General features: G+C 60.3%; 13 protein-coding genes. 8 read left to right on the plus strand and 5 right to left on the minus strand.

Annotated elements, in window-relative coordinates; translation table 11 throughout:
• Positions 1 to 13: 13 nt before the first annotated feature.
• On the minus strand, positions 14 to 1,915 hold the full coding sequence (locus tag AOA59_RS03510; RefSeq protein WP_056857580.1) for a potassium transporter Kup: 1,902 nt from the start codon (positions 1,913 to 1,915) through the stop codon (positions 14 to 16).
• Positions 1,916 to 2,204: 289 nt separating this feature from the next.
• Here AOA59_RS03510 and rimO point away from each other — a divergent pair, with 289 nt between their 5' ends.
• The 5 genes from rimO to tsaA all read left to right on the plus strand — a co-directional run bounded on the left by rimO (position 2,205) and on the right by tsaA (position 6,327).
• A complete protein-coding gene (rimO, locus tag AOA59_RS03515) occupies positions 2,205 to 3,545 on the plus strand; it encodes a 30S ribosomal protein S12 methylthiotransferase RimO (RefSeq protein WP_099485945.1) in 1,341 nt (446 codons plus the stop codon).
• 158 nt (positions 3,546 to 3,703) lie between these two features.
• The gene (locus tag AOA59_RS03520; protein WP_099485947.1) at positions 3,704 to 4,171 is read left to right on the plus strand and encodes a GNAT family N-acetyltransferase; all 468 of its coding nucleotides are present in this window, start codon (positions 3,704 to 3,706) and stop codon (positions 4,169 to 4,171) included.
• Positions 4,172 to 4,386: 215 nt separating this feature from the next.
• On the plus strand, positions 4,387 to 5,097 hold the full coding sequence (locus tag AOA59_RS03525; RefSeq protein ID WP_065928935.1) for an rRNA pseudouridine synthase: 711 nt from the start codon (positions 4,387 to 4,389) through the stop codon (positions 5,095 to 5,097).
• A 69-nt stretch (positions 5,098 to 5,166) separates the two neighbouring features.
• On the plus strand, positions 5,167 to 5,628 hold the full coding sequence (locus tag AOA59_RS03530) for a DUF1456 family protein (protein ID WP_056857589.1): 462 nt from the start codon (positions 5,167 to 5,169) through the stop codon (positions 5,626 to 5,628).
• 3 nt (positions 5,629 to 5,631) lie between these two features.
• Positions 5,632 to 6,327 carry a tRNA (N6-threonylcarbamoyladenosine(37)-N6)-methyltransferase TrmO gene (gene tsaA / locus AOA59_RS03535; RefSeq protein WP_099485949.1) on the plus strand — a complete coding sequence of 232 codons (696 nt, stop codon included), beginning with the start codon at positions 5,632 to 5,634 and terminating at the stop codon, positions 6,325 to 6,327.
• 148 nt (positions 6,328 to 6,475) lie between these two features.
• Here tsaA and fpr read toward each other — a convergent pair whose 3' ends face one another.
• Positions 6,476 to 7,255 carry a ferredoxin-NADP reductase gene (gene fpr, locus AOA59_RS03540; protein WP_003189055.1) on the minus strand — a complete coding sequence of 260 codons (780 nt, stop codon included), beginning with the start codon at positions 7,253 to 7,255 and terminating at the stop codon, positions 6,476 to 6,478.
• Between the two features lie 124 nt (positions 7,256 to 7,379).
• Here fpr and AOA59_RS03545 point away from each other — a divergent pair, with 124 nt between their 5' ends.
• A complete protein-coding gene (locus AOA59_RS03545; RefSeq protein ID WP_178076232.1) occupies positions 7,380 to 8,306 on the plus strand; it encodes a LysR family transcriptional regulator in 927 nt (308 codons plus the stop codon).
• A gap of 3 nt (positions 8,307 to 8,309) precedes the next feature.
• Here the strand turns inward: AOA59_RS03545 and AOA59_RS03550 are convergent, their stop codons facing one another.
• The 3 genes from AOA59_RS03550 to AOA59_RS03560 form a co-directional block, all read right to left on the minus strand.
• Positions 8,310 to 8,672, minus strand: a complete 363-nt coding sequence (locus tag AOA59_RS03550) for a diacylglycerol kinase (protein WP_010563454.1) — start codon at positions 8,670 to 8,672, stop codon at positions 8,310 to 8,312.
• Between the two features lie 75 nt (positions 8,673 to 8,747).
• Complete coding sequence (erdR, locus tag AOA59_RS03555; protein ID WP_065928932.1) at positions 8,748 to 9,398, minus strand: response regulator transcription factor ErdR; 651 nt, start codon at positions 9,396 to 9,398, stop codon at positions 8,748 to 8,750.
• Positions 9,399 to 9,650: 252 nt separating this feature from the next.
• The gene (locus AOA59_RS03560) at positions 9,651 to 10,370 is read right to left on the minus strand and encodes a tRNA-uridine aminocarboxypropyltransferase (protein WP_099485952.1); all 720 of its coding nucleotides are present in this window, start codon (positions 10,368 to 10,370) and stop codon (positions 9,651 to 9,653) included.
• Between the two features lie 178 nt (positions 10,371 to 10,548).
• On the opposite strand from AOA59_RS03560, the gene AOA59_RS03565 reads away from it, so the two are divergent.
• Both AOA59_RS03565 and AOA59_RS03570 read left to right on the plus strand, forming a co-directional pair.
• Entirely contained in the window at positions 10,549 to 10,989 is a 441-nt protein-coding gene (locus tag AOA59_RS03565; RefSeq protein ID WP_065928930.1) for a PA3611 family quorum-sensing-regulated virulence factor, read from the plus strand.
• A gap of 379 nt (positions 10,990 to 11,368) precedes the next feature.
• On the plus strand, positions 11,369 to 12,481 hold the full coding sequence (locus tag AOA59_RS03570) for a TIGR00730 family Rossman fold protein (RefSeq protein ID WP_065928929.1): 1,113 nt from the start codon (positions 11,369 to 11,371) through the stop codon (positions 12,479 to 12,481).
• Positions 12,482 to 12,545: the final 64 nt, after the last annotated feature.

A 12,545-nucleotide genomic window follows, 5' to 3' on the forward strand; every position in this document is an offset into this window, starting at 1 on the left:
GTATTGCAAGAGATTACATCTCGACCTGGGTGCCCAGCTCGATCACCCGGTTTACCGGGAGTTTGAAGAAGCGCAGGTTGCCGTTGGCGTTTTTCAACATGAATGCAAACAACGCTTCGCGCCAGCGCGCCATGCCTTTGATGCGCGAGGCGATCACGGTTTCGCGGCTGAGGAAGTAGGTGGTGCGCATCGGGCTGAAGTCCAGTTCGTCCAGATGGCACAGCTTCAGGGCTTCGGGCACGTCCGGCTCATCGGCAAACCCGAAATGCAGGATGACCCGGAAGAAGCCTTCGCCGTAGGCATCGACCTCGAAACGCCGCGTGACCGGCACGCGAGGAATGTCCTCGTAGACCACCGTCAACAGCACCACCTGCTCGTGCAACACCTGGTTATGCAGCAGGTTGTGCAACAGCGCGTGGGGCACGGCGTCCGGCCGCGCGGTGAGAAACACCGCCGTGCCCTGCACGCGGTGAGGCGGCTGCACGCGGATGCTGCTGATAAAGATCGGCAACGGCAGGCCGCCTTCGTCGAGGCGCTCGACCAGCAACTGCTTGCCGCGCTTCCAGGTGGTCATCAGCACGAACAGCACAATCCCCGCGAGCACCGGGAAGGCGCCGCCCTGGATGATCTTCGGCACGTTGGCGGCAAAATACAGGCCGTCCACCAACAGGCAGCAGACCAGTACCGGCACCGCCAGGATCGGTGGCCACTTCCATAGCAGCAGCATGACTGCCGACACCAGGATAGTGGTCATCAGCATGGTCCCGGTCACCGCCACGCCGTAGGCCGAGGCCAGTGCGTTGGAGGACTCGAAGCCAAGCACCAGCAGGATCACACCAACCATCAGCGACCAGTTCACCGCACCGATGTAGATCTGGCCCTGTTCGGCGCTGGAGGTGTGCTGGATGTGCATGCGTGGGATGTAACCGAGCTGGATCGCCTGACGCGTCAACGAGAACGCGCCGGAAATCACCGCCTGGGAGGCAATCACCGTGGCCAGGGTGGACAACACCACCAGCGGGATCAGCGCCCAGCTCGGCGCCAGCAGGTAGAACGGGTTGCGCGCGGCTTCCGGGTCGCCGAGCAACATGGCGCCCTGGCCGAAATAATTAAGCACCAGCGCCGGCAACACCAGGATGAACCAGGCGCGGGCAATGGGTTTGCGCCCGAAGTGGCCCATGTCGGCATACAGCGCCTCGGCGCCGGTCAGTGCCAGCACCACGGCGCCGAGGATCGCCACGCCAATGCCTGGGTGGGCCTCGAAGAACCGCACGGCCCACATCGGGTTCATCGCGCTGAGCACTTCAGGGTGCAAGGTGATGCCATAGATCCCAAGGCCGCCCAGCACCAGGAACCAGGTGACCATCACCGGCCCGAACAGCTTGCCGATGCGGTCGGTGCCGTGTTTCTGGATCAGGAACAGCGCCACCAGCACCACCAGTGCAATCGGCACGACCCATTTTTCCAGGCCATCGAACGCCAATTCCAGGCCTTCAATGGCCGACAACACCGAAATCGCCGGGGTGATCATGCTGTCGCCGTAGAACAGCGCCGCACCGCACAGCCCGCACACCACCAAAAAACTGCGCAGGCGCTTGCGCGTGCCTGCCGCGCGCCTTGCCAGTGCCGTCAGCGCCATGATGCCGCCCTCGCCCTGGTTGTCGGCACGCAGCACGAACAGCATGTATTTGATCGACACGACCCAAATCAGCGACCAGAAGATCAGCGCCAGGATACCCAGCACGCCATCATGGTTGACCTGCACACCGTAACCACCGGTAAACACTTCTTTAAGGGTATAGAGCGGGCTGGTACCGATATCGCCGTAAACCACCCCGACCGCCGCCACCAGCATGCCAATCGGCTTTGCATTGGAATGCTCGGCACCTGCCGCCTGACTATTTGCCTGACCCATCAACCACTCCTGCCCTTTGACCTGAGGTCTTTTATAAACAACGCGCCTAAGCTGACCCTAGCATGCGCTGTTTTACTTCTCGTAACAGACGTTTTATTGACCCCGGGCTTTCACCCGTGTGCAACGGCGCGAAGCATAGCGCAGCACTCGTCGCATTTCCCCGTATAAAGCTGGTCAAGCGCGCTGCCCGCCGATAGAATTGCGCACTTTTTGATCAGAGGCGCACCAAGCGCCCGTCTACCGCCGTGTCGTGCCCGACTGGCGGCGTCATTCAATACCGAGGTTAGACATGTCCACCACCATCGCAAAAGCCAACCCCAAGGTCGGCTTTGTATCCCTGGGTTGCCCAAAGGCTCTGGTCGACTCCGAGCGCATCCTTACGCAACTGCGTATGGAAGGCTATGACGTTGTGTCCACCTACCAGGACGCCGACGTGGTGGTGGTCAACACCTGCGGCTTCATCGACTCGGCCAAGGCTGAGTCCCTGGAAGTGATCGGCGAAGCCATCAAGGAAAACGGCAAGGTCATCGTCACCGGCTGCATGGGCGTGGAAGAAGGCAATATCCGCAACGTGCACCCAAGCGTGCTGGCCGTGACCGGCCCGCAGCAGTACGAGCAGGTGGTCAATGCCGTTCACCAGGTGGTGCCGCCGCGTCAGGACCACAACCCGCTGATCGACCTGGTGCCGCCGCAAGGCATCAAGCTGACGCCGCGTCACTACGCGTATCTGAAGATTTCCGAAGGCTGTAACCACAGCTGCAGCTTCTGCATCATCCCGTCGATGCGCGGCAAGCTGGTCAGCCGCCCGGTGGGCGATGTACTCGACGAGGCCCAGCGCCTGGTCAAATCCGGCGTTAAAGAGCTGTTGGTGATCTCCCAGGACACCAGCGCCTATGGCGTCGACGTGAAATACCGCACCGGTTTCTGGAACGGCGCGCCGGTCAAAACCCGCATGACCGAACTGTGCGAAGCCTTGAGCAGCCTGGGCGTATGGGTGCGCCTGCACTATGTTTACCCGTACCCGCACGTCGACGAGCTGATCCCGTTGATGGCCGCCGGCAAGATCCTGCCGTACCTGGACATCCCGTTCCAGCACGCCAGCCCGAAAGTCCTCAAGGCCATGAAACGCCCGGCCTTTGAAGACAAGACCCTGGCGCGCATCAAGAACTGGCGCGAGATCTGCCCGGAGCTGATCATCCGTTCGACCTTTATCGTCGGCTTCCCTGGCGAAACCGAAGAAGACTTCCAGTACCTGCTGGACTGGCTGACCGAAGCGCAGCTGGATCGCGTCGGTTGCTTCCAGTATTCGCCGGTGGAAGGCGCGCCGGCCAACCTGCTGGATGCGGCCATCGTGCCGGACGACGTCAAGCAGGAGCGTTGGGAGCGTTTCATGGCGCACCAGCAGACCATCAGCTCGGCGCGCCTGCAACTGCGCATCGGCAAGGAAATCGAAGTGCTGATCGACGAAGTCGACGAGCAAGGCGCAGTGGGCCGTTGCTTCTTCGACGCGCCGGAAATCGACGGTAACGTGTTTATCGACGATGCCAGCGGCTTGAAGCCGGGTGACAAGGTCTGGTGTACCGTGACGGATGCCGACGAGTACGACCTGTGGGCTGAAAAGCGCGACTAGCTCTGCGAACGCAAAGCGTCCGGCGAGGCATTCCCACGCAGAGCGTGGGAACGATCGGCGTGAAAAATTGAAAAAGCCTCGTGTCTGAACAAGATGCGGGGCTTTTTTAGGTCTATCGTTTGCCCATCAGCACCGATCATCGGCAAGGGGCAGCGGGCATGCGTCAGCATTCGTTTATCCACACACCTAAAACCAGCGACTACGCGCAATTGGCGCAAATCTGGGAAGACTCCGTGCGGGCGACCCATGATTTTTTGCCGGACAGCTACATCGTAGTGCTCAAAGAGCTGGTGCTGACGCGCTACCTGGACGCGGTGATGCTGATCTGCACCAAGGACGCGCGCCAGCGCATCACCGGGTTTGCCGGGGTGGCGGCGGGCAAGGTCGAGATGCTGTTTATCGACCCGCAATACCGTGGCCAGGGCTTGGGTCGGCAACTGCTGGGTTATGCGATCGAGCACCTGAATGCCGATGCGCTGGACGTTAATGAGCAAAACCCCCAGGCCCTGGGGTTTTACTTCAAGCAGGGTTTCGAGGTGATCGGACGTGCCGAGCATGATGGCCTTGGCCAGCCGTACCCGCTGCTGCATATGCGCTTGCGCCAACAGCAACGGCGCAGTGGCTGACAGCGCCAATGTGGGAGCTGGCTTGCCTGCGATGGCATCACCTCGATTCCAAATGCACGACCGAGGTGTCTGCATCGCGGGCAAGCCCGACTCCCACACAAGCCCGGCTCCCACACAGGCCAGCGCCCACAAAAAGCCACCGTGCTGAAATGGGTCCGGGATTAACCGCGCCCACACAGGTACAATAGCCGCCCCCTTTTGCTACGGCCCTTGTCATGACTGACCCCATACGCCTCTCCAAACGCCTTATCGAACTGGTCGGTTGCTCCCGTCGGGAGGCTGAGCTGTTTATCGAAGGCGGCTGGGTCTCGGTGGACGGTGAAGTGATCGACGAACCGCAATTCAAGGTCACCACCCAGAAGGTCGAGCTGGACCCAGAGGCTAAAGCCACTGTGCCGGAACCGGTGACCATCCTGCTGCACGCCCCGGTGGGCGTGGATGTGGAAACGGCGATGGCCTCGATCAGCGCCGAGTCGCTGTCCGAAGAGCACCGTTTCAGCAAGCGCCCGCTCAAGGGCCATTTCCTGCGCCTGACCGCCAGTGCCGACCTGCAGGCCAAGGCCAGCGGCCTGCTGGTGTTTACCCAGGACTGGAAGATTCTGCGCAAGTTGACCGCCGATGCCGCCAAGATCGAGCAGGAATACGTGGTGGAGGTCGAGGGCGACATGGTTGCCCATGGCCTCAACCGTCTGAACCACGGCCTGACCTACAAAGGCAAAGAGCTGCCGGCCGTCAAAGCCAGCTGGCAGAACGAAAACCGCCTGCGCTTTGCGCTGAAAAACCCGCAGCCGGGCGTAATCGCCCTGTTTTGCGAGGCGGTCGGCCTGAAAGTCATCGCCATCCGTCGCATCCGCATTGGCGGCGTGTCCATCGGCAAAGTGCCGGTCGGCCAATGGCGTTACCTGTCCGGCAAAGAAAAGTTCTAAGCCGCTCCCCTTTTCCCGGCACCGGCAACTTTGCGCGGTGCCCTCAGTTGAATACCAGGATTGCCCACCATGATTCACAACGACGTATTGCGCAGCGTGCGCTACATGCTCGACATCAGCGACAACAAGATGGTCGAGATCATCAAGCTCGGCGGCATGGACGTCACCAAGGAAGACCTGCTGACCTACCTCAAGAAAGACGAGGAAGAAGGTTTTGTGTTCTGCCCGGACGACGTCATGGCGCACTTCCTTGATGGCCTGGTGATCTTCAAGCGTGGCAAGGACGACAGCCGTCCGCCGCAGCCGATCGAAACTCCGGTGACCAACAACATCATCCTCAAGAAGCTGCGCGTGGCCTTCGAACTCAAGGAAGACGACATGCACGCCATCCTCAAGGCGGCTGAGTTCCCGGTGTCCAAGCCTGAGCTGAGCGCGCTGTTCCGCAAGTTCGGCCACACCAACTACCGCACCTGTGGCGACCAGTTGCTGCGCAATTTCCTCAAGGGCCTGACTCTGCGGGTTCGTGCGTAAGCCATGAGCTACTCGGTCTCGCCTGTCGGCTTCGTGCGTTCCTGCTTCAAGGAGAAGTTCGCCATCCCGCGCCAGCCGCAGTTGGCGCCGGCCGCCCGTGGCGTGCTGGAGCTGGTGGCGCCGTTCGACCAGGGCGAGGCGGTGCAGGGCCTGGAGCAGGTCAGCCACGTGTGGCTGCTGTTTTTGTTCCACCAGGCCCTGGAAGACAAGCCGCGCCTCAAAGTGCGGCCGCCGCGCCTGGGCGGCAACGCCTCAATGGGTGTGTTTGCCACTCGCGCTACACACCGGCCCAATGGTATTGGCCAGTCGGTGGTGAAGCTGGACAAGGTCGAGCCAGGCCGCTTGTGGGTGTCCGGGATCGATTTGCTCGATGGCACGCCGGTGTTGGATATCAAGCCGTATGTGCCCTATGCCGACATCATCGACACCGCTACCAACAGCATCGCCAGCAGTGCGCCGCAACTGATTGCCGTGCAGTGGCTGAAGGCCGCCCTGTTGCAGGCGCAAGGCCATGCGCAGCGCCTTGAGGAGCCGCTGGTGGCGTTGATCGAGCAGTGTTTGGCCCAGGACCCGCGGCCGGCGTATCAGACGCCAGGGCCTGAGCGTGAATACGGCGCGCAGTTCTGGGATGTGGATGTGCGCTGGCACTATCCAGAGGCGGGCCTGATTTGTGTGCTTGAAGTGGTTCCAGCCAGGTAAACGCCGAAAACAACTGTGGGAGCCGCTCATGTGGGAGCTGGCTTGCCTGCGATGCAGACACCTCGGTCGTTCAGTTGAACTGAGGTGATGCTTTCGCAGGCAAGCCAGCTCCCACACAAGCCGGCTCCCACATTTTTTTGAGCAGTGTTTACTTCTCGACGAACGCACGCTCGATCAAATAATCACCCGGCTCGCGCATGCGTGGCGAAACTTTCAGGCCGAAGCTGTTCAGCACTTCGCTGGTCTCGTCCAACATGCTCGGGCTGCCGCACAGCATGGCGCGGTCGTCCTCGGGGTTGATCGGCGGCAGGCCGATGTCGCTGAACAGCTTGCCGCTGCGCATCAGGTCAGTCAGGCGGCCTTCGTTTTCGAACGGCTCGCGGGTCACGGTCGGGTAGTAGATCAACTTGTCACGCAGCGCCTCGCCGAAGAATTCGTTCTGCGGCAGGTGCTCGGTGATGAATTCGCGGTAAGCGACTTCGTTGACGTAACGCACGCCGTGGCACAGGATCACTTTTTCGAAGCGCTCGTAGGTTTCCGGGTCTTGGATCACGCTCATGAACGGCGCCAGACCGGTACCGGTGCTGAGCAGGTACAGATGTTTGCCCGGCTTCAAATCGTCAAGCACCAGGGTGCCTGTCGGTTTTTTGCTGATGATGATCTCGTCGCCTTCCTTCAAGTGCTGCAATTGGGAAGTCAGCGGGCCATCGGGCACCTTGATGCTGAAGAACTCCAGATGCTCTTCCCAGTTCGGGCTGGCAATGGAGTAAGCGCGCATGAGTGGGCGGCCGTTGGGCTGTTGCAGGCCGATCATCACGAACTGACCGTTCTCGAAGCGCAGGCCCGGATCGCGGGTGCACTTGAAGCTGAACAGCGTGTCGTTCCAGTGATGAACACTGAGGACACGTTCGTGGTTCATGTTGCTCATGTACGGGGAACTCCTGGAAATGGGTCTGCGCCAACGATGAGATGCGCAATTGCACAGCATTCTAATGGCGGCGACAATATCTGTTAACTGGATTATTAAGATAAGGGTTATCGGTTATATCGATATGCGATTTACTCTACGTCAACTGCAAGTCTTCGTCGCCGTCGCCCAGCAGGAAAGCGTCTCACGCGCTGCTGGCCTTCTGGCCTTATCTCAATCCGCCGCCAGCACCTCGATCACCGAGCTGGAGCGTCAATCCAGCTGCCAATTATTCGACCGCGCGGGCAAACGCCTGAGCCTCAACGCCCTCGGCCATCAGCTATTGCCCCAGGCCGTGGCCCTGCTCGACCAGGCCAAGGAGATCGAAGACCTGCTCAACGGCAAGTCCGGCTTTGGCTCCCTGGCGGTCGGCGCCACCCTGACCATCGGCAACTACCTGGCGACCCTGCTGATCGGCAGCTTCATGCAGCAGCACCCTGAGAGCCAGGTGAAGCTGCATGTGCAGAATACTGCCAATATCGTGCACCAAGTGGCGCATTACGAAATTGACCTGGGTCTAATCGAAGGTGACTGCAGCCACCCGGACATCGAGGTACAAACCTGGGTCGAGGATGAGCTGGTGGTGTTCTGTGCGCCGCAGCATCCCTTGGCCAAGCGCGGTGTGGCGACCTTGGAAGAGCTGACCCATGAAGCATGGATCCTGCGCGAACAGGGCTCGGGCACGCGCCTGACCTTTGACCAGGCCATGCGCCATCACCGCAGCGCGCTGAATATCCGCCTGGAGCTGGAACACACCGAGGCGATCAAGCGTGCAGTGGAGTCAGGGTTGGGAATTGGCTGTATTTCCCGGCTGGCGCTACGCGATGCGTTCCGGCGTGGCAGTTTGGTGCCGGTGGAAACCCCGGACCTGGACCTGGCCCGGCAGTTTTATTTCATCTGGCATAAACAGAAGTACCAGACCTCGGCGATGCGCGAGTTTCTGGAACTGTGCCGCGCCTTCACCGCCGGGGTTCAGCGCAGCGACGAGATCGTGCTGCCGAACATTGCCTGAGGCTTAGACCAGGATCACGGCCCACACCAGGGTGATCATGGTCAGCGCTACGAATTGCGCGGCGCTGCCCATGTCCTTGGCGTTTTTCGACAGCGGGTGGCGGTCGAGGGAAATCCGGTCGATGGCCGCTTCCACTGCCGAGTTGAGCAACTCAACGATCAAGGCCAGCAAGCAGACCGCGATGAGCAAGGCGCGCTCGACCCGACTGACGTGCAGGAAGAAGCTCAACGGGATCAGGATCACGTTAAGCAACACCAACTGACGGAATGCCGCCTCGCCGGTGAATGCTGCGCGCAGGCCATCCAGGGAATAGCCCCCTGCGTTGAAGATACGTTTGATACCGGTTTGACCCTTGAAAGGCGACATAGATGTAGGCAACTGAACCAAAGAAGTGGGGAAACTAGATCACGCAAAGTCAAAAAAGCGTGAATCGGGCACAGCTTAATGCTGCGAAATTGACTCAAGTTGTTGCAGGAGCAGCGCCGCCTGAGTGCGAGTGCGCACGCCGAGCTTGCGGAAGATCGCCGTCACGTGGGCCTTGATGGTCGCTTCCGACACACTCAACTCATAGGCAATCTGCTTGTTCAACAAGCCTTCGCAGACCATGGTCAACACCCGAAATTGCTGAGGCGTCAGGCTGGCAAGGCCATCACGGGCGGCTTTGGCTTCGTCGGACACGTTGATTTCTTCAAACGCTTGCGGCGGCCACGACACATCGCCGTCCAGCACCTTGCGCACGGCGTTCTGGATATCTTCCATGGCGCTCGACTTGGGAATGAACCCGCTGGCACCAAACTCCTTGGAGCGCACCACCACATCGGCGTCTTCCTGGGCCGAGACCATGACTACCGGGATCTGCGGGTACTGCCCGCGCAACAGCACCAGCCCCGAGAAACCGTAGGCACCCGGCATGTTCAGGTCGAGCAGCACCAGGTCCCAGTCGGACTTTTCGTTGAGGCGGGTTTCCAGTTCGGCAATGCTGGCCACTTCGACCAGGTTCACGTCAGGGCCAAGGCCCAAGGTAACGGCCTGATGCAGCGCACTGCGAAACAGCGGATGGTCATCGGCTATCAGGATTTCGTATGTGGCCATCGATTAAATGATCCTGTTTTTTATGGGAGCCCTGATGGGTTCAGGGTTCGCCAGTACACAAGGCAACAGCCAGGCAGCCATCGCCACAGGGCACACTCAGCATCAAAAACACCTGAAACGACACTGAAAAGTCACGGTTACGCCCCAATCGGCGCCCAGCATGCCCAGCGTAGCCTAGGGGGTCAAGCACTACGCCCGTGGGCATTTTAGCCGGTCGCGGGTTTGCGGTGCCATCATGCAAACGTCGTCTGGTTATACCGCGGGGATATAAGGCGCAAGCCGCGTGTGCACGCTGTCCGCAGGGTCAACCGGCAATTGGAATTTAGCGGCCAGGTAATGCGTGCTGAACACATCGAGGTAGGCATCCAGCACTTCACTGGCCGCTGCGTCGCCGGCCAGTTCCAGGCACAGCGCCGCCACTTCGGCGGTACAGAAATGATCATCGCGCTTGGACCGGCGCAGCTTGTAGCGTGACAGCTGCTCAGGCGCCAGGCTCAACACCGGCAAGTGTTCCAGGTATGGGCTTTTGCGGAACATCTTGCGCGCCTCGCTCCAGGTGCCATCCAGCAGAATGAACAGCGGGCGCTTGCCGTCTTGCACCCTCACCTCACTGCACACTCGCTCAGGCACCACGAATTCGCCCGGAAACACGATATACGGTTGCCATTGCGGGTCGGCTAAAAAGCTCAGCAACTCAGGGGCCACTTCTGTGCGTGACCAGGCGAACGCGGTGGTGTCGTCGATCACATCGGCGATCAGCCAGCCGGTGTTGCTGGGTTTCATCGGTTCCACGTCATGCATCAACAGGCACATGGCCGAGCGGGCCTGCACTGTCGGGCGCCAGGCGCACAGGCAGTACTCGGGAATCACCCGGCAACCGGGGCAACGTTCGGCACGCGAACCCCGGTTGAGAAACGGCCGGACGGCGCGCGCCAGGCGCTGGGTACGCAAGCGGGAGACGGCGTGGCTCATCGGGCGCACCGCGAGCAGAGGTCAATCGACACAGAAAAAACTCGAACAAGACTAAGTGGCCGCAGTTTACCAGCGATACGCCTGGCTGTAGTGGCAAGCGGTCCCCTATAATTGCGCGCCACTGAACGCACAGCGCAGTGGCTGGTCTATGCACCAGTAACCGAATCAGGAGAGTTTCATGCTGCGTTCCATGCTGCGCCTTGTTGCCCCATCCGTCGCGCTTGCGCTGGTCCTGCCCCTGGGCGCCCACGCGGCGTCGTTGCTGGAGGCCCAAATGAACAGGAAGCTGCAAAGCGTCGCGGCCGAGAGCAACAAAGACCTGCCCCGGGAAATCGATGCAAAAACCCTGGAAGTGGCCTACACCGTTGAAGGCATGCAACTGATTGATCACCTCAGTGTGCTACCTGACCGTGCCGAACAGATGCGCGCCAACCCCAAGGCTGTGTATTTCCAGCTGGGTCAGAGCGTATGCCTGAACAAAGGCTATCGCGAGCTGATGGCCAAGGGCGCCGTGATGCGTTATGAAATCACCGAGAACAAGACCAACCGCCCGGTAGCATCGGTCAAGTTTGTGGAAGCCGATTGCCCGGCACCGGCGGCCGCCAAGAAGAAAAAGTAAACCGCTGCTCGATCTCTGTGCGCGACTGTCCGGTGGCGCACACCTCCCCCGCTGCATTTGCCCGGCAACGACTAAACTGCGTGATGAGTGACCAATAAGCGGTTGCCAGCCATGGGTTTTTCGGCTCATCATCAAGCCATCCCGGCAGCCCATCTACTGCGTTTTTCACGCGGTTCTGTAACATTCTCAGGGCAAAAGAGGGTTGCCCTCCTGCGACTTGCAGTGCAAAGGTTTCCAAATCACAAGGAACATACAGAGCCCGTTTTGCCGCCTGGCGAACACCGTGCAACGCCAAGGGCGTGCAGCGACACATGCAGTGTCGTGGCCGCGGACGAATCTCTCGCCGATGGCCCAGGTTCTGTGAAGAAGGAGAAGTTGAATGCCTTACGAACCGAATGACCGCCTGCTCCGGCATTTTGAAGCAAACGGCGCTGACCTCACCCAGCAGGTCGACGCACAACTCCAGCTGGTCGCTCCCAACAGCCCGAACATCCCTCTTTATCGCGATATGATCCTCACCGTGCTGCGCATGGCGCAGGACGACCGCAACCGCTGGAACGCCAAAATCACCTTGCAGGCGATCCGCGAGTTGGAGAATGCCTTCCGCGTACTGGAACAGTTCAAGGGCCGCCGTAAGGTGACCGTATTCGGCTCGGCACGCACGCCGCTCGAAAGCCCGTTATACGCCCTGGCCCGGGAAGTCGGGGCACTGCTGGCACAATCGGACCTGATGGTGATCACCGGCGGCGGCGGCGGCATCATGGCTGCCGCCCACGAAGGGGCTGGCCTGGAGCACAGCCTGGGTTTCAACATCACGCTGCCCTTTGAACAGCACGCCAACCCGACCATTGATGGCACTGACAACCTGCTGTCTTTCCACTTTTTCTTCACTCGCAAGCTGTTCTTCGTCAAGGAAGCCGACGCGCTGGTGCTGTGCCCAGGCGGTTTCGGCACCCTGGATGAAGCGCTGGAAGTCCTGACCCTGATCCAGACCGGCAAGAGCCCGCTGGTGCCGGTGGTGCTGCTGGATGCCCCCGGTGGCGGTTTCTGGCAAGGCGCGCTGGACTTTATCCGCAACCAGCTCGAGGCCAATCGCTATATCCTGCCCACCGACCTCAAGCTGGTTCGCCTGGTCTACAGCGCTGAAGAAGCGGTGGCGGAAATCAACCAGTTCTATGCCAACTTCCACTCCACCCGTTGGTTGAAGCGTGAGTTTGTGGTGCGCATGAACCACCGGCTCAGTGAACGGGCCTTGGCCCACTTGCAGACAGAGTTCGCCAGCCTGCGCCTGAGTGGTGAGTTTCAACAGCTTGCTTACACAGGCGAGGAACACGATGAGCCCAGGTTCAGCCATTTGACCCGCCTGGTGTTCAACTTCAATGGCCGTGATCAGGGCCGCCTGCGGGAATTGGTGGACTACATCAATTTGCCGGAGAACTGGGCCCAGGCTCAGGGGAAGACGCAGCAGCGGGTGGCGCCGGAGCCGGCGTGATTTTTTAGGCAAAAAAAAAGGCCCACTACTGTCGTAGTGGGCCTTTTGTTTTACCGAGGTCTGG

The organism is Pseudomonas sp. 2822-15, assembly GCF_002742515.1.
Lineage (GTDB): Bacteria > Pseudomonadota > Gammaproteobacteria > Pseudomonadales > Pseudomonadaceae > Aquipseudomonas > Aquipseudomonas salomonii.

Bases quoted from the DNA above. Each gene is read 5' to 3' on its own strand.
- AOA59_RS03510 (WP_056857580.1), bottom strand. From the start codon at position 1,915: ATGGGTCAGGCAAATAGTCAGGCGGCAGGTGCCGAGCATTCCAATGCA.
- rimO (WP_099485945.1), top strand. From the start codon at position 2,205: ATGTCCACCACCATCGCAAAAGCCAACCCCAAGGTCGGCTTTGTATCC.
- AOA59_RS03520 (WP_099485947.1), top strand. From the start codon at position 3,704: ATGCGTCAGCATTCGTTTATCCACACACCTAAAACCAGCGACTACGCG.
- AOA59_RS03525 (WP_065928935.1), top strand. From the start codon at position 4,387: ATGACTGACCCCATACGCCTCTCCAAACGCCTTATCGAACTGGTCGGT.
- AOA59_RS03530 (WP_056857589.1), top strand. From the start codon at position 5,167: ATGATTCACAACGACGTATTGCGCAGCGTGCGCTACATGCTCGACATC.
- tsaA (WP_099485949.1), top strand. From the start codon at position 5,632: ATGAGCTACTCGGTCTCGCCTGTCGGCTTCGTGCGTTCCTGCTTCAAG.
- fpr (WP_003189055.1), bottom strand. From the start codon at position 7,255: ATGAGCAACATGAACCACGAACGTGTCCTCAGTGTTCATCACTGGAAC.
- AOA59_RS03545 (WP_178076232.1), top strand. From the start codon at position 7,380: ATGCGATTTACTCTACGTCAACTGCAAGTCTTCGTCGCCGTCGCCCAG.
- AOA59_RS03550 (WP_010563454.1), bottom strand. From the start codon at position 8,672: ATGTCGCCTTTCAAGGGTCAAACCGGTATCAAACGTATCTTCAACGCA.
- erdR (WP_065928932.1), bottom strand. From the start codon at position 9,398: ATGGCCACATACGAAATCCTGATAGCCGATGACCATCCGCTGTTTCGC.
- AOA59_RS03560 (WP_099485952.1), bottom strand. From the start codon at position 10,370: ATGAGCCACGCCGTCTCCCGCTTGCGTACCCAGCGCCTGGCGCGCGCC.
- AOA59_RS03565 (WP_065928930.1), top strand. From the start codon at position 10,549: ATGCTGCGTTCCATGCTGCGCCTTGTTGCCCCATCCGTCGCGCTTGCG.
- AOA59_RS03570 (WP_065928929.1), top strand. From the start codon at position 11,369: ATGCCTTACGAACCGAATGACCGCCTGCTCCGGCATTTTGAAGCAAAC.